A 16,393-nucleotide genomic window follows, 5' to 3' on the forward strand; every position below is an offset into this window, starting at 1 on the left:
GAAAAGATGTGCATCTGTCCTAGACGTTTAAATGCTGTTCTTTGCGAGATCGCTGACGCAGCTGCACCAATCTGACAATATTCAAGGTGATGGCTTTGAGCAGTGCATAGACAGGGACCGCAAAGATCATGCCAAGGATTCCGCCAAAGCTTCCTGCCCCAATTAATAGCAGGATGATGGTCAAAGGATGTGTGTTGAGGCGTTTCCCAATGATCAATGGAGAAATGACATTTCCGTCAATTTGCTGAACGACAAGAATGACAATGACTGTCACCACCGCTTTTCCAGGCGAATCAAGAAACGCAATAAGCACAGCTGGTGCCGCGCCAAGATATGGCCCAAGGTACGGAATCACATTTGTGACCGCAATGATAATGCCGAGAATGAGCGCATATTTCACACCGATTAATAAATATCCGATAAAACAAGCCACTCCAACAAATAAACAGACAACAATCTGCCCTTGTATGTAAGCCGCAAGTGTATCGTTTAATTCTTTAAAGATTTTCAATCCTTCCTTACGGTAAGGCATTGGCAAAAATTGAACGAGCTTGTCCGGAAACTTATGTCCGTCTTTCAACATATAAAACAAAATGAAAGGAACTGTGATCACAGCTAAAGCAATATTAGCAATCACGCCAAACACAGCAGACATGCTTGACGCAATATTTTCCGGCAAACCTTTTAATGTCGAAACAATTGTCTGTTCAAACTTCGAGACAGAGACATAATCTTGGTTCATCATCCAAGTAAATGTTTTAGAATGCGAGAAGTCGTTGATAAATTTCTGCATATCCGTCACATAACCAGGGAAGCTTTTGACAAGTCCACCGACCTGCGTGACAATAACCGGCCCCGCAGCATTCACAATGAATGTGATGAGTCCGATGAACAAAAGATAAATGATCAGGATAGCAAGTGTCCTAGGAATTTTCTTGGACAAAAATCGAACAATTGGATTAAAGATGAAAAAGAGAATCCCAGCCAGCAAGATGGGAACAAACAAGGTGGATGCAAATAAAATAATCGGCTGAAATAAAAACGAAACCTTTGTTGATACATAAACAATGAGTAAAACAAGTAATATTTGGAATGTCCAAAAATGAACTTTAGATTTTAACAAAGATGCTCCTCCTGTTACGTATTGATCTTATTAAAAAACTACTATTCAACCCACCTTCTGTCAACTGCTTCTTGTTTTAGAACCTTATTTTTTGTAAAAAAAAGAACAATTGGTATATCATGCACTTTTTCCAGATATACATTCTATAAGCATGAAAAAAGCAGACACCTATGCGTCTGCTTGTTACACTCTTTCACTGTGATCAGGCATCACCGATACAATTTGCTGGATCCGCACATAAAAAACTGATTTTGCCCCCGCCTCAATCACAATATGATCCGGCATGACTTCCTTCAATTTTCCGCGCACTGTATCTTTCACTGTTTGAACAATTAATCTCATACCGATCACTTTCTGCAATGTTTGATAAACATATGGATCAACTAATGAAACAAGCTGCGGACTTCCTTGTTGTGCCATCCTACCTGCCCCTTTACTTGTGTATTTACCCACAGCGTATGCAATGACCCATGTGAATGTCACTCAGGGCAAACCTACAACTCAAATACCATATTTTAACATTTTATATAACTTTACATCTTTTGGAAGTATAATAGATTGGTGCTGCCAACAACTTAAAACATTTGAAGAGGTGAATGATCTTGAAAAAACTCATCTGTCTCGCTGCTGTCATGCTCTTTTTTTCCTTTGCAAGTGATGCGTATGCAGGATCAATTGGGGATGAGCCTGGGACACCAGGGAAGTGGTTTAAAGGAGAAGAGCCGGTTCAAAAAGACGAGTCAAAACCGCCACTTGTTTTTGTTCACGGCATTAACAGCTCCTCCTCCACATGGTTCGATCGAAACGACATGGCAAAGCAAGCTGTTCTGAACGGATACGAAAGCGCATTCATAGATTTGTATCCAGATCAGGATACGAAAAAGAATGGCAAACTATTAGCAGAAAAGTTAAAAGAAATCTATGATGTGTTCGGTCGAAAACTCATTGTGATTGGTCATAGTAAAGGCGGGGTGGATACACAGTCCGCACTCGTGTATCACAATGCCCATCCATATGTAGAGAAGGTCATCACACTCGGGTCCCCTCATTACGGGACGCCGCTGGCAGATTTAGCGTATAGCAAGGGCGGAAGCTGGCTCGCGGAAATTCTTGGACAAAAAAGCGACGCGCTCTATTCTTTGCAAACGGGGCTCATGGCGGCTTTTCGAAGTGAAACCGACAAGCTGGAGAAGTTTCCTCATAAATACATCACGTATTCGGGATCGGAATGGGGAACATTTGGCGGGGTGCTGTACTTAGGCGGCATGTATTTAAAGAGCTTTGGTGCAAATGATGGCGCCGTCACGGTAAGCAGCACAAGACTATCATATGCAAACAATATTTTAACAGGGAAATGGGATCACAACTCAATTAAAAACGGCACAAGCATGTTCCCTGTGTTTCAGCATCAGCTGCTGGCAAATGCCGCAAGCGCTGAAAAAGAAAATATAGAGAGCCCGAACTCTACTGAGCTGAATACAGATGTTTATGTGAAAGGCGGAGAAAGTGAAAAGGAGAAAACAGAAGCGTTCTATGTAGAGGAAGGAACGAATGGCTTATCGATTCAGTGGTTAAATGAAAGTCATGAGGCGCGGCCAGAAATCATCGCCCCAAATGGAGACGTCTTAACAAATCTGAAGACATCGGAAGCATCTTTCCCATATGAAGGCGCATTTTCGCACCATGTACAAATCAATAAACCCGTTCCTGGAAAATGGACGATTCGATCAAATTCAGGAAAAAAGGCTCCTTATTTGCTGCTCGTATCCTTTGATTCACCATTAAATGACGAAATCAAAGCAGAGGCAGCGAAATCAGGGGATGATGCATCGACCCATTCAAGCGGTCTGATTAAACGATTAAGCAAGAAAGTAGAAACCTTTTACTTTAAAGATGCCCAAAAAGATCATCCTCTCAAAACAACTGCTTCATCAGCTGTTCAATTGAAAAAAGAAGGTGCTTATTCTGTCACGGTTCATTACACCGGACTCACTGCATCAGGTACATCTGCATTTAACCGTACCATTATTCGCACATTGTATGTCGATCAGGATGGAAATATTCATGGAGACATTCCATACTAAACAGAACGTTTCATGGGCTGAAGTGCCTGCTGCACTTTCTGATCCAATTCCGTGATTTTTTTCATTGCAAGTGATTCGTCTATTTGTCTGTAATGATGATGTCCGCCAGGCTCTTCATCCATTTCATCTGCTTTCTTGACGATTTGCTGAAGTGTGTCCTTATGAAGGTCGCCCTCTGGCAAATATGAATCTGTATGAAGCAGAATCGCAAGCGCAATATCTTTGGCTGCCTTTGGTTCCTCACCGAGGCGTATGAGCAGTTTGTGAGCCCGCTCTGCGCCTTTAATGGCATGAATATCATTCCGTCTATATGTCTCGTAATCCCATTCTCCGCCAGCTGTATACCATTCATAGTGGCCGATGTCATGCAAGAGGGCTGCTTTCACAGCGAGATCTGGATTAATCCCAGCCTGCACCGCCAGTTTGAATGCGTGATAAGCACAAGCAATCGCATGGGCTTTTCCTGAACGATTTAAATATTTTTGAGCGACTGGATGGGTGTAAACATCCATTAATGTAACCTTTCTCATGGAAACCCCTCCTTATCTATATTTTTAGCATCCTAACATATTCTGAAAAGAAACTCAAATGTTCTGTTATATTTTCTATGAGTCTCAAGAATAGCTTATGTCAAATAAGCTGTGTTTGCTTGTACAATACGAAAAAAGCAGTCGTTATGACTGCTTTTTTCTTCTTTAAAACCATTGAAGTCTAGGAGCACGGAGCGAATTTGAGATTCGCGAGCACCGGCACGCAGGACTGATACCGCATGCGAGGGTTTGTCTTCATGCTTCATTATGACTGCTTTTTCCCATACTCACGTGCATCGTAGACACATCCGCCAGCTGGATCATCCGCTAAAAGATCGAGCAAAATACGTGCGACTTCATCTGGGCTCTTTAACGTGCCTGTTTCATATAATTGCTGAAAACGGTCTATTTGTTCAAAGTCTTGTTTTGATGATTTCCGAATTTCCCCCTGCATATCTGTATCGATCGTGCCGGGTGAAAAGGAAAACGTGTTGATCGGATGCGCCTCGTCCTGTTGTTCCTCATGAAAAGTCCTCATAAACATATCGAGTCCTGCCTTTGAACTGCAATACGCACTCCAGCCTTTGTATGGGTTTTTCGCCGCTCCAGAAGAGAGATGAACGATCGTTTTCTTTCCGTTAAATGATTGAGTCTGCTTGGCAAACACATGGCTCAGCAAAACAGGAATGACAAGATTCAGCTTGTAATGCTGATGAAGTGTATCCTGTCCGCCTTGTCCAACGCGCTTGATAGGTGTGACCATTCCTGCATTGTTGACAAGTAAGATGTCATCAGCATCTGCCAGAGTTTGCGGCGTAAGACTATGTTGAAGCCATTTGGCCGCTGCTTCTTCATCGGTCAGATCAACCTGGGTATGTGTGAGCTTCGGATGGGATATCGGCGATGCACTTCTTGCTGCTGTGTACACATGATCCCCGCGTGAAAGCAGCCTGTTCACAAGTGCTAGGCCAAAACCTTTTGATCCGCCTGTAACGATTGAAATTCGAATGACAATCTCCTCCCTTGATATCACTATTTTACGTAGTGAAACGGTATGACATCAAGCAATCTGCATAAAGAAAAGCCTGCCTCTTTTAAAAGAGACAGACTATTACTTTTCAGCCTTCACATTCACCTTTGGAATCAGGATGATCATCACAACGAGACCAAGGGCTATCAAGAAACCAAAGATCATCGGAAGCAGTGCCGATGTCTGCTTCTCATGTTCATCCTCAGAAGGTGCTGATACAGCCGAATCACTAAAAGAGATATTCATTTCTTTCATCATACGAGCTGGAGTTTTGGGCGGGTTCTCCTTTAGATCACTAAATAGCTGCGGAGAAAGAGATCCCCCCGGGGCTTTAGGCGGTTTAGCAAAATGAATGTCTGTTTTGATTTTTGATGTCGTTTTGCTTTGTTCGTATTTCGTTTGATCCCTCAATATACTCGAGTTAATATTGAGTTCCTTTTCCTGATATTCATTCGGCTTGACATTCGTATCCGTATCTTCACCAGCAGCGAAAGCAGCAGGGATGAGGAGAAAAAGGGAAACGGCAACGAGTGCCGTCCCTTTCACGAATAGATTAAGCTTCATGAGTCACATCACGTTCCTCTGTTTTATCTTTCCATAGCTTTTTCACAAGCGGTACGACCATGAAAAGAACAGTTAAAATCACTAACCCTGTGACGCCCATTCCAAAGGTGTCTCCATTTCCATATTGGATCGACAGGTACAAGTCTGTCACTGGATTGGTAAAGTGGAAATTCGGCATCACCAAATCAATTAACGGTGCGACAAAGAAGAAAATCAGCGCTGTTGCTGCCATCCACCCGGCAATAGAACCGAATAGGAAGGCCGTGCGAATAAAGGCAGAGCACGCCACTAATAACAAAATGGTGAAGATCGACCATTGAATGGCTTGATCATCTGCAAGCTTGTAAATGTTCAGTCCAAACAAGCTGATCATGAGCCCGACTAATAGATTCAAGATGCCAAACAGTGCACCTTTGACCAGCATCGGAGCTGACGCATAATACGAGCTGAAAAAGCCAATTAACAAACTGCTGATCATCACAATGACCAAAATGACGACCGGCGGTACAGTCTGCGTTTTTTCTTCCGGCACATCGCCGCTGATTTTCAGCGGATTGGCTAAATGGTTATACACATAGTTGCTGTTGCCTTGATCACTTAATGTATTTCCTAAAATACCCTTTAAATCTTGCTGAACAAGCTTTGTAGAGTCGACATTCTTGCTCCAGTTTTCATTCAGCGTATCTGCTTTTTCTTGAACTGTTGTGACACTCTCTTCAATGTTATTCGTATAATCCGCCACCCCTTTTTGGCGGTCGGTTAACGAACTCATATTTTCAGAAAGACGAAGCACTTCCTGACCAATTGAATCCTGTGCACTGACAACAATTGAACTGCCTGCAAGATCAGCCGTATACACCGCATCCCCTTGATCAGCCATTTGCTCAGCTACATTGTCCGCACTTTCAGAGATTGTTTGTAATTCCTGTTCCATGCTTGCCTGCTGAGTCGTAATGTACTCCGCATAACCATCTGAAAACTTCTGCATCTCATCAATAAAAGTAGACACATCATCGTTTGATGTCAGCATCTGGTTTTTGAGCTTATCCCAGTTTTCTGTTTCTTCTTTTTTGATGGAGAGGATGGATTTAATCTCATCTCCTTTTGTGTCTATTAGAGAAGAGTTATTTGTTGGTTCGTATAAGTCACCAAGCATCATTTCTAGTTGAGAGAGTTGATTGGAATACTCCATTAAATTCTTAGTGTTTATTGTCTTCACTTCAAATTTTTTCTTAAAAAGATCATCATCTAAGACATTACTAATCGGTGAGTTTCTTTCCTGCAGATTTTTCACTTTGCTTAAAATAGCCGCTTCCTGATTTTTGATTTCATTCGGCATCACATTATATCGATTTATGATCTTTTCAAGTTTATCTATTTTATCAGAAAGGTCCTTAAGCTCTTTATTTATCTGACTCACTTTATCTTTCAATTCGTCATTATGAGCGGCAGCTTTTTCTTGAATTTTCTTTTTCACTTCATCTAAACGAGTCGAGAGTGCTTTTAGATCTTCTTTCGACTGATTCGTGTTTCCGGAATCCGGCTGAGCAGGATTTTCACCGTTGTCCAGCTCTTTATCACCTTCAATAGAAGGTGGCGTCTCCTGATCTGCTAATTGATCGGCGAGATCGTTCATTTCTGTTGAAATTTTCGAGAGTTCATTTGTTTCCTCATCTAAATTAATCCCAATCTCTTCAGGGTTTTCCTTATCTTGATCTGATGATCCGTCATTGCTGGAGTCATCTGGCTTTTCAGTTTCAGCTAAAATCTGCTCCCTTTTTTCTTTTAAATTATTTTGCAAGGTTTTCATCTTATTTTTATAGTAGTCCAGATACCGCTCTTCATAGGTTTTAATCAGTTTTTCCTGAGACGTCTTCACAAGTTCCGTTAACCCCGTGGATTGCTTAGGAATAACGTCTTCTCTCGACTTTTGAACAGATTGTATGGCGCTGTCCGTTGTTTTTAGCTGACTTTGTACCCCGTTGATGTCTGTTTTGAGTCCGCTCATTTGATCACTAAAGCTGCGGGCATTTTGGTTTTGAATGTCAGCGAGCTGTTTGAGCCCTTGCTGGATTTGCTTTTGGCTTGCTGATTGCGCTTTGATCAAGAGATCCTTTTGTTTGTCTTGATACTGCTGGTATTGATCGACTGCTTTCACAAAGTCCTTTAACTGGTTCTTTGCTTCTTCTGTTGTACTCAAGCCGTCTTTATATTGTTTCTGTGAATCGGCCATCGCATTTTTTAATTCTTCTATTTGTTTCTTCTGCTGCTGGACGGCATCTGATAGTTTGTTTGAGTTCGGCTTATAGAAGTTGTACATCGTGTTTTGGAATTCGACTTCTTTGCCGACAATATGCTCAAATTCTTCTCTCACATTGCCAATTTCCTGTGATACAAAACTCCAGTATAGCGTCGACATCTGTTCATTCATTTTCTTTTGCGCATTTTCCAGCTCTCTCTGCACTTTCTCTTTATTGACTGCATTGAGCTGATCTTGAATTGAAAATTGAATGGACGCCTTTTCAGGATGGTCTTTATCATAGCTCAGCACATTTTTAGAGAAGTCAGACGGAATATAGAGGACAGCGTCATACTTTCTGTTTTTCAGTCCATTTTCCGCCGCACTGCGATTCACTACAGTCCATGTATAATCAGGACGTTCTGACAATGCTGCCACAACATCCTGTCCGAAACGAGCCGTGTTTTCACTTTCGCTCGCTCCCATATCCTCATTGACCACTGCAATATTTCGTGTGGCATTCTTCTTCTGTTTTGCCGGGTCATCTCCAATTAGGTGGAAAAATAAAACCGGCAGCACAAGAATCAATATCATCGTGGATACGATTTTGATGGAACTTTTTTGCTGCTCTGTCATTGAACACTCTTCCTTTCTACCGCACATAAAGGAACCTGGATTTTCTTCTCTTTTCCGTTTTCAACCAAATACCCGAAGCCTGGCTGAATCTCTGGTTCTTGTCTTGCATACGGAAGCGGTATGATGTTTTGCTCTGATTTTTTCATGAGTAACATAGCATGACGAACTTGTTTGATTTCGTTTGTGAGTGCATCATAGCCCTTACTGAACTCGGTATGGTTCCCTGATGCAATCAGGCTGAAGCCTAAGTGTGCATATGACTTCATGAAATCAGCTAATTGATCTTGAAGACGCGGATCGATCGTCTGCTGAAAACGCGTAATGCCATCAATGACAAGCACAATTTGAGGAAATAACAGCTGGTCGGTCTCCCCTCGGCGCACAGCTTCGACGTACATTTCTTCCCGCACCTTGAATATTCGGTCCATTTCTTCTGCCCATTCGGTGATATCATCCTTTGTTTCAAGGTAATCAATGTTCTCTTCTTTTGCATAATGGGATAGACCTCGATCAATTGAATCAAAGACAGCCAGCTTTTCAGGCTTTGCCACTAAAAGCTGATCAAGCATCAGTTTTGTCACATTTGTTTTACCTCGCTGCGTTTGACCGATAATGAGGCAATGTTTATTCTTTTTCAAGTCAAAATAAACAGGTGCCACAGATTCCTCATCTAATCCGACTGGAATGTCATAAGGCGGTTTTTGTTCATCTAAACGACTCTCAAGCTCCCAAACTGTCAGCTTATCAGGAAGCATTGGCACAGGCTTTGGTTTTTCAGATGCTTCAAAGCGGTCATGAAGAAGCTGTATCTCTTGTTTCAGATGCTCAAACAATTCGAGATCATTCTCTCCTTCAACTGGCAGGAACATTTGCGCGAAATAAAGCTCTTCTTTGTTAATAATAACTCGGCCTGGGATCGGCTCTAAGCTGAATTTCGGTCTGCCAATAATCGAGTACGCCTCTCCTTGATCCATTAAGTAATGGACAATCTTTGTTTTCAGATTGTTCATCAGCGATTGACGCACTGCATTTACACGGGTCGCTGTAATCAAGAAGTATATACCTAGTGATTGTCCATCACGGCTCAGCTGAATAAATTCAGATTCAAGATCATGCATTTCGTCTTTCACAATGTCAAAGTTGTCAATCACGATAAAAATGAATGGAAGCTTTTTCTCATTTAAGGCGTTGTACATTTTGATATGACTCATTTCTTGCTGTCTAAATAACCGCTTGCGATATTCAACCTCTTCCCGCAGACGCTTCATTGATTTTTGAATCTTTCTCATCTGATCCATTAAGAAATAATCCGCCGTATGCGGCAGTTTGGCTAACGGAAGCAATGTTCCGTTTCCGAAGTCATAAATATATGCGTGCCATTCTTCAGGTGAATACCTCTCCGCAAAGCTCATCAACAGTGTTGTAGCAGCAAGTGATTTGCCGTAGCCGGAGGAACCGAAGATGCCAATGTTCCCATCTTCCATCATTTGATAAGAAAGTGGATGCTGGCTTTGCTGATCTGGTTCATCAACAAGCGCAAAATGAAAGACATGCTCTTCACTCGACGCATAACGCGTTTTTGGAATCCGTTCTTCAAGCGGTGGAAGCCATGGACTTGGCAGCTTCTCAATTCCAAGCTCCTGCTGCATACGTTCAATTTCATCCACAACAGCGGAAATCTCCGTCACTGTCTCTTTTTTCACTGCTGGCTCTGTGCTTACGCCTGATAACGGAATAAGACCAGTATCTGTCACAATGGCAATGTCATCTTCTGAGCCGTAGCCATCTTCCATATATGGTGCACCACTCCAAGCCGATTGGAACAATTCATAAATTTCATTGTTGCCCACTTGTAAATAACCGCGGCCTGTGACGGTAATGGACGCTGCATCACTATTTTTCAAAATTTCCTTACTGTCTGACGCATCTTGCACTTTTAGTGCGACCTTAAAACGGGAGTTACTCCAAATCTGATCATCAATGACCCCGCCTGGCTTTTGGGTAGCCAAAATGAGATGGACCCCGAGGCTTCGGCCGATACGTGCAGCGCTGACAAGCTCCCTAATAAAGTCTGGCTCTTCACTTTTTAATTCAGCAAACTCATCAGAGATTAAGAACAAGTGAGGCATTGCCTGCTCAGCCTTTTTCTCCTTGTAGAGCTTCGTATAATCATTGATGTGATTCACGTGATACTGATCAAACAGCCGCTGCCTTTTCTTCAATTCACTTTTAATTGAGGCAAGCGCTCTTTCACTAAAGTTCTTGCTGCCTTCAATATTGGTGATCGTTCCAAGTAAATGAGGAATATTTCGAAACGGCTGCGCCATTCCGCCTCCTTTATAGTCAATCAACAGAAAAGCAACTTCATGCGGGTGAAAATGTACAGCGAGCGATAAAATATACGTCTGTAAAAATTCACTTTTCCCTGATCCCGTTGTTCCCGCCAACAGTCCGTGCGGGCCGTGCGCTTTTTCATGCAGGTTCAGATCGACAATGTCGTTTTTTCCCTTATAACCGATTGGAACTGATAATGATTTGGCCGTTTCTGAAGTCAGCCATTTTTCACGAATGCCAATGTCATCTACCTGTTTAGCATGGAAAAGATCAAGGAATGAGACCGTCTCAGGAATCGAATTGGTCATACCGACTTGATGATCTAATGTTCTCAGTGTTCTGGCAAACAGTTCATTGTCCCCGCGCTCATGTGTATCAAGCTGAAACGGAATTCGTACTGCCTTCTTGTGCTGAATGAGAATATCTCCTTCTTCTTCGTTAATATAACGAACAAGCGTCGAAATATTTTCAGCCAAGCTTTCCTTAGTTTCTGCAGCAAAAATGATGGAGATACCAAGGTCTGTCCGGCTGCCTTCTAAGTATTCTAAAATCACATGCTCGGCAATGAGCTCATGATTTGTCACGATGAACACAAAATGAGGCGTAAAGATTTTCTTCTCTTTTTCTTCTTCTAAATCACGCTCGCGTAAAATTTCATAAATAGAGGACAACAGCTGATCGCGTGTTTGTTCGTTGTAAATAAACCCTTTGCCATATGTATGAGGCAGCTGGAAGTGCGGAAGCCATTTCATCCATTCCCAATTCTCATACTCCTGCTCATGAAAGATAAAGACAAATCTCAAATCGTGATAGCTGTGCGAGAAAGCAAGCTGTCCAACTAGCTGATGAAGCTCATTTTTCACAATCGCAGGCTTCCCTATTAATCCTGTTGGACCATCCGCAAGACCGAATGTAATCGGGACATTCTTCACTTCACGATATACTTTTTGCATGTGCTGCGTTTGTTCCATTAAGTCATCAACATCTCGATTGGCCATATCGCCGCCGCTCATCGATAATTCATAGCTTGATGGGACTGCGCCTGTTCCAAGACGCAGGTGCAAGAAGTCTTCACTCACAAGCGTCTTTTCCCAAATGCGTCCGCTGATTTCTGATGTTAAATACTTCATTTTTTCAAATGACGGATAATGATACGTCAAAATATATTGCTGGCGGTCATACAGCTCTTGCAGCTCTTTTCGTTTATTTTCTAAATAAAGAGAATAGACACGCTGCCGCTTCTCTTCTCGTCTTTTGCGCTGTGATTTTTCCTTAAAGTATTGAACGGACGATGTAATTAACGTCATGATAAACATCGCCATCGACACGATAATAAAGATTCCTCGCGGCTGGATAAGGGCAACAATCCCCATCACAAGGAGCATCACAAGCGGCGGAAGGACAACAAGCCAAAGCCCTCTGCTGTTATTTTCACTCTCCTGCGAAGGAAAGCTAAAGGATACCCGGTCATCTGGCAAATCATAAATCAAACGCGGTGTACGTCTGTATGAAGGGTATTTTTGTTTTGTTTCTGTACTTGGCGGTCTTGTTTTTTCCAAACGTGTATGAAAAGGTTCGTAAGCTGTCACCTGTAATAAATCATCATCTTTAAATGTCACCGTCAGAAAGTTCCAGAACAGCTCATCTCCTGCATAAATCTTCTCTGGACCGTGGATTTTCTTTCCGTTCACGTAAATTGCCTCGTCCTGAGGCATGACATACCATGTTCCTTCGATTTTCTCTAAAGTGAACTGGCTGGCATCTTGAAACATGGAATGAGCTTGTTCTTTCCACACATCAATCTCATCTTTCTCTTCACGTGAAAAAGACAGCTCGACTCTATTTCCTAGGTAATAAATATGTTGATCATGATGTGCATCCATTAAAATAAGTGTGAGTGAACCAAGCTGATATGGTTCATGTGGAAGTAATTTCCCCTTCTTCTCATCTCCCTGATAAATATAAAAACCATCATTCGGTTCATCAGGAGATAAACGAATGAACCCTTCATCAAACGAAAGTGAAGGGATTGTCACTGTATGCTCTATTTCAGGTCCAATCAGAGCTTCTCGATTGAACTGCTCATCTAAACGGACAGTTTGATAATCCTCCTCATAAAAAACCCAAAGAAGACTCAAACGCTCCACCTCCTCATGGGACAGCACCAACTGTCAGTTGTATCGAAAGAATTATTTCTTCTCATCTTTTTTCGTCTGAGAGGTTTTCTTTTTCGCTTCAGATTCTTTCTCTTTTTTCTCTTGATCGGCTTTTGACTGCTCTTTTTGTTCAGCTGTTTCATCTGTTTGGCTTGCGTCTGAGGAGTCATTTGTGCTTGTCTCGGTTGTTTCTTTTTCTTCATATTTCGCCATTTCCTTAATGATCGGATCTAGCTGTTTTTGTTTTTCTTCAGCAGAAAGGCTGTCATCGTTTTGAATTTCATTGCGGTAGGCGACGAGTGCCGTAAATATGTACCTGTCGTCTCCAAGCACCCGTGCAATATCAAGTGCTTCCTTGCTATTTCCTTGTCCAATATGAATCCAAAAAAGGAAGTATTGCGGATCTGTCTGCAATGTGTACGTTTCTGTGATTTCTTTTTTATGCTGATCAAGCAACAAACTGCCTTGGTTCGTTTGTACATACGAAATGGCCAGTTCATATTGTAGAGAGACTGGCATTTGATTGGCTGGATATTTCTCTAACGTATCCACCACTTGACTGTACTGTTTGTTGAGATAATATTTGTTTGCCTCGACGTACGCTTCTTGTTTTGGCATGGCAAAAAAGAAGGTGTAAATGGTGTACACCAATGCAGGGATTAACAGGACAAGCAGACCTAATCCGATGTATCGCTCGATCTTCCATTTCTTTTTAGGAATGGTTAAGAGCGTTTTTTCTTTCGCATCGATTGCTTTGATCTTTTGCTCAATCAAAGCTGACAATTCTTCCAGCGACTTCTTTTCACTAATTTCTTTTGCCAGCTCAGATAATTTCAACGTTTCATTGTAAGCCACATATTCTTGAAATTGATATTCATGGTCAACCACTCGAAGAACGACGGCCTTGACCTCTTTTAACAGGCGTTGCTCATCGGTTTCATATGGCGGAATGCTTTCTTTAACCCCATAATGCAAAAATGCAGGAGCTAAGCCTTGATGAAAAACAATGTTTTCAGGAGAAACAATAGGATGCAGCCGCTTCACGTCGTGTTTAAGAACTGCATCGACAAGCTGGTATGAAAAAATCCATTTGCTTTTTTCATCCTTTGCATGGATGAAACGAAATTCCTGATAGGCAGGAGGCGGTTGTATAGAAATGATGACCTCATCTTCAGTTAATTGAATCTCTTTCTGAAATGATGGATTGATGTCTTTGATCGGTGCCGCTTCTAAACCGTCTAAGAGTTTAATCGTCTCTTTTTGAAAAATAAAGGTATAGGTGCCTCCCTCTTTTTTCATGACTGCTTCTAATTGTTCTTCTAAATAGGAACTCTTTTTATCTGCCATTTACAAAAGTCCTTTCATAGTATTTCCAGCCTGTCTCCTGTGGTAATTCCACAGTCTGACAGCTTATATTCGCCTGAAAACACAGCTTTCTTATTCACTACCCGCACCCATCCGCCTTCTCGCTTTGGAAGTGAGATTTGTTTTGCCTGCCAGGCGATATGGATGACTTGTTTAATATGTAAATAATTTGATAGTCTCAAATCAAACACACTGCCATCATAATTTTTTAAGTCGATGGTAATATCGATATACACAAATTTCCACCTCACAAAATAGAAAGAGCGCCGGCATCCATTGACAGACTCGGCGCTGTTTCTGCTTTTCACACTTAGAAAGGAAATCCCTTTGATTAGCCGCGGATTTGGCTTGCGATGTCTTGGTCAGTGCTTTCAAGTGTATTTGCCGTTTGATCAAGCTGATTGCTGACATCTGTTAATAGATCAGACATTTTGATAAATGAAGGCTTAAGCTGTTCGTATTGATCAGCAAATGCTTCACTAGAAGCACCTTCCCACATTCCTTTTAAATCAGAGATCATTCTATTTAGACGATCAACTTGGTTTAACACTTCTTGACTTTCAACACCATATTGCTTAGCGGTCGCTCTTAGTTCTTCTGGGGTTACGCGAATAATTCCTGACATATTCCTCATTACCTCCCGTGCATAGCCGCCATATAATGGGCTAATCCACTTATTTTTTGACGTTATTATTATAAAAACAGAAATGATACACAGTCAAACAAATCTGTTTTTATTTTACAAAATGAGTCTATAGAATTACTGTTTTTTCGCTTTTTATCTAGTATTTAACATTTTTTTGGTCATATATTCATAATAAGTGTCCACCTACTTTGGTAGACCTTTCCGCCTATTGATTTTTTACTACGTTATTATTGTACTATTTCTTTTTCATCGTGCTTCACCATCCATTTGCTTGCTTCTCACATTTTTTGTTTTTTTAAGTTTATGGCAGTTTTTTGTTGATTTACGTACCTCATTCTCTTCATAATGTAAGTACGTGAAATATTCGAAAAAGCAGGGGTTTTTTATGACAAAAAAGACAGATCCGTTTAAGTATAGTCTTGATCGTTTAGAGGATGTGGCAGACCAAATTAGTGATGTGCTCAATTGCCCTATTACTATAGAAGATACTCATCATCGATTATTGGCATATAGCACACACAATGATTTTACTGATCCCGCCAGAACTTCAACCATTATCTCCCGCCGGGTACCGGAAAAAGTCATTAATCGGCTTTGGAAGGACGGCATCATTCCTACACTCCTTAAAACAGACGAACCGCTTCGTGTCCCTCAAATTGCAGAAGTGGGTTTATCTAGCAGGGTCGCCATTTCGATCTGGAAGGACAAAGAAGTGCTCGGATTTATTTGGGCGATTGAATCCGCACAGCCTTTTTCAGAAGAAGAAATGGACCTTCTCAAAATGGCAGCACATGCCGTGAAAAACAAATTACTCAATTTACAAATTCGAAAAACGAAAACAGAAGAACGTAATCAGGAGCTTTTCTGGAAGATGCTCACAGGTCATATTCATGAAAAGGATGAGATGCTTGACCTATTTTTAAGGCTTGGCATCAGATGTCCAGACACATATGCCATCATCATCTTCCGTCTTCGTGACGAACTCACAGAGGAGACAGAAAAAAAGCTGTCCTATCTGCTTGAAACAACACAGCAAGTACAGGTACTGTTAACGACTGTTGATTTTCACGAATTCATTATTCTTGTCTCACCAAAAACAGAACATCCGCTTCAAGATATTAAGCAATTCACAAGCGGCATGCTGCAGCAGCTTGCGGACCGGTATCATATTCAGCATGTTCAGGCAGCAATTGGAGGAATTTACGATAACATCTCTCAAATTCAGCCTTCCTATAAAGAAGCACTGGCTGTATTAAAGACGAAAGAACGCTTTCCAGTTGAAACAGAACGTTTAAACAGCTTTTCCGAACTAGGCATTTATCAATATCTTGATGTGCTTGCTGAGAAGCGAAAGGGCTCTTCTTACTCCAGTTACTCTTTATCGAAGCTGGAGGATTACGACCTGAGGCATCATTCCAACCTTGTCGAAACCCTTGAGCGGTTTATTGACTGTGACAGCAATGCCAATATTGCCGCAAAGCAATTAAACATCCACATCAATACCTTAAATTATCGATTAAAACGGATTACAGACATCGCAGAAATTGATTTAAAAAACATGAATGAGAAAATGACCATCTACCTTGATATGAAGCTAAAAAACGTCCATTTGTGAAATTTCACAAAGAGGCGTTTTTTTATTTTTTATTTCAACCGAAGAATTTTCTAAACTTTCCGGATACACTA

At 41.4% G+C, this 16,393-nt stretch carries 12 protein-coding genes; 2 read left to right on the plus strand and 10 right to left on the minus strand.

Annotation, left to right across the window (positions count from 1 at the left end):
- Nucleotides 1-19 precede the first annotated feature (19 nt).
- Together BAE31_RS06875 and BAE31_RS06880 are read right to left on the minus strand one after the other, a co-directional pair.
- Nucleotides 20-1,123 (minus strand): AI-2E family transporter, encoded by a 1,104-nt coding sequence (locus BAE31_RS06875; protein WP_024423333.1) that lies wholly within the window; start codon nt 1,121-1,123, stop codon nt 20-22.
- A gap of 183 nt (nt 1,124-1,306) precedes the next feature.
- On the minus strand, nt 1,307-1,543 hold the full coding sequence (locus tag BAE31_RS06880; RefSeq protein ID WP_024423334.1) for a YuzF family protein: 237 nt from the start codon (nt 1,541-1,543) through the stop codon (nt 1,307-1,309).
- Nucleotides 1,544-1,719: 176 nt separating this feature from the next.
- On the opposite strand from BAE31_RS06880, the gene BAE31_RS06885 reads away from it, so the two are divergent.
- The gene (locus tag BAE31_RS06885) at nt 1,720-3,207 is read left to right on the plus strand and encodes an esterase/lipase family protein (protein WP_249895850.1); all 1,488 of its coding nucleotides are present in this window, start codon (nt 1,720-1,722) and stop codon (nt 3,205-3,207) included.
- Here the strand turns inward: BAE31_RS06885 and BAE31_RS06890 are convergent.
- From BAE31_RS06890 to BAE31_RS06925, 8 genes are all read right to left on the minus strand, one after another.
- Nucleotides 3,204-3,737 carry an HD domain-containing protein gene (locus tag BAE31_RS06890; protein ID WP_024423336.1) on the minus strand — a complete coding sequence of 178 codons (534 nt, stop codon included), beginning with the start codon at nt 3,735-3,737 and terminating at the stop codon, nt 3,204-3,206. The genes BAE31_RS06885 and BAE31_RS06890 overlap by 4 nt on opposite strands.
- A 265-nt stretch (nt 3,738-4,002) precedes the next feature.
- On the minus strand, nt 4,003-4,746 hold the full coding sequence (locus BAE31_RS06895) for a (S)-benzoin forming benzil reductase (protein WP_034622151.1): 744 nt from the start codon (nt 4,744-4,746) through the stop codon (nt 4,003-4,005).
- A 102-nt stretch (nt 4,747-4,848) separates the two neighbouring features.
- The gene (essA, locus tag BAE31_RS06900; protein ID WP_041107636.1) at nt 4,849-5,331 is read right to left on the minus strand and encodes a type VII secretion protein EssA; all 483 of its coding nucleotides are present in this window, start codon (nt 5,329-5,331) and stop codon (nt 4,849-4,851) included.
- The gene (gene esaA / locus BAE31_RS06905) at nt 5,321-8,206 is read right to left on the minus strand and encodes a type VII secretion protein EsaA (protein ID WP_076839923.1); all 2,886 of its coding nucleotides are present in this window, start codon (nt 8,204-8,206) and stop codon (nt 5,321-5,323) included. The genes essA and esaA overlap by 11 nt, the downstream gene beginning before the upstream one ends.
- Nucleotides 8,203-12,678, minus strand: coding sequence for a type VII secretion protein EssC (gene essC / locus BAE31_RS06910; protein ID WP_076839925.1), 4,476 nt, complete (start codon nt 12,676-12,678; stop codon nt 8,203-8,205). The genes esaA and essC overlap by 4 nt, the downstream gene beginning before the upstream one ends.
- A 51-nt stretch (nt 12,679-12,729) precedes the next feature.
- Complete coding sequence (gene essB, locus BAE31_RS06915; RefSeq protein ID WP_076839926.1) at nt 12,730-14,043, minus strand: type VII secretion protein EssB; 1,314 nt, start codon at nt 14,041-14,043, stop codon at nt 12,730-12,732.
- 14 nt (nt 14,044-14,057) lie between these two features.
- On the minus strand, nt 14,058-14,297 hold the full coding sequence (yukD, locus tag BAE31_RS06920; RefSeq protein ID WP_003213579.1) for an ESX secretion system protein YukD: 240 nt from the start codon (nt 14,295-14,297) through the stop codon (nt 14,058-14,060).
- Nucleotides 14,298-14,392: 95 nt separating this feature from the next.
- Complete coding sequence (locus BAE31_RS06925) at nt 14,393-14,686, minus strand: WXG100 family type VII secretion target (RefSeq protein WP_003213769.1); 294 nt, start codon at nt 14,684-14,686, stop codon at nt 14,393-14,395.
- Nucleotides 14,687-15,092: 406 nt separating this feature from the next.
- Here BAE31_RS06925 and BAE31_RS06930 point away from each other — a divergent pair, with 406 nt between their 5' ends.
- The gene (locus BAE31_RS06930; protein WP_024423341.1) at nt 15,093-16,322 is read left to right on the plus strand and encodes a PucR family transcriptional regulator; all 1,230 of its coding nucleotides are present in this window, start codon (nt 15,093-15,095) and stop codon (nt 16,320-16,322) included.
- Nucleotides 16,323-16,393 lie beyond the last annotated feature (71 nt).

It is taken from the genome of Bacillus sp. I-2, from assembly GCF_001974945.1.
GTDB lineage: Bacteria > Bacillota > Bacilli > Bacillales > Bacillaceae > Bacillus > Bacillus safensis.

Bases quoted from the DNA above. Each gene is read 5' to 3' on its own strand.
- BAE31_RS06880 (WP_024423334.1), bottom strand. From the start codon at position 1,543: ATGGCACAACAAGGAAGTCCGCAGCTTGTTTCATTAGTTGATCCATAT.
- BAE31_RS06885 (WP_249895850.1), top strand. From the start codon at position 1,720: ATGATCTTGAAAAAACTCATCTGTCTCGCTGCTGTCATGCTCTTTTTT.
- BAE31_RS06890 (WP_024423336.1), bottom strand. From the start codon at position 3,737: ATGAGAAAGGTTACATTAATGGATGTTTACACCCATCCAGTCGCTCAA.
- essA (WP_041107636.1), bottom strand. From the start codon at position 5,331: ATGAAGCTTAATCTATTCGTGAAAGGGACGGCACTCGTTGCCGTTTCC.
- esaA (WP_076839923.1), bottom strand. From the start codon at position 8,206: ATGACAGAGCAGCAAAAAAGTTCCATCAAAATCGTATCCACGATGATA.
- essB (WP_076839926.1), bottom strand. From the start codon at position 14,043: ATGGCAGATAAAAAGAGTTCCTATTTAGAAGAACAATTAGAAGCAGTC.
- BAE31_RS06925 (WP_003213769.1), bottom strand. From the start codon at position 14,686: ATGTCAGGAATTATTCGCGTAACCCCAGAAGAACTAAGAGCGACCGCT.
- BAE31_RS06930 (WP_024423341.1), top strand. From the start codon at position 15,093: ATGACAAAAAAGACAGATCCGTTTAAGTATAGTCTTGATCGTTTAGAG.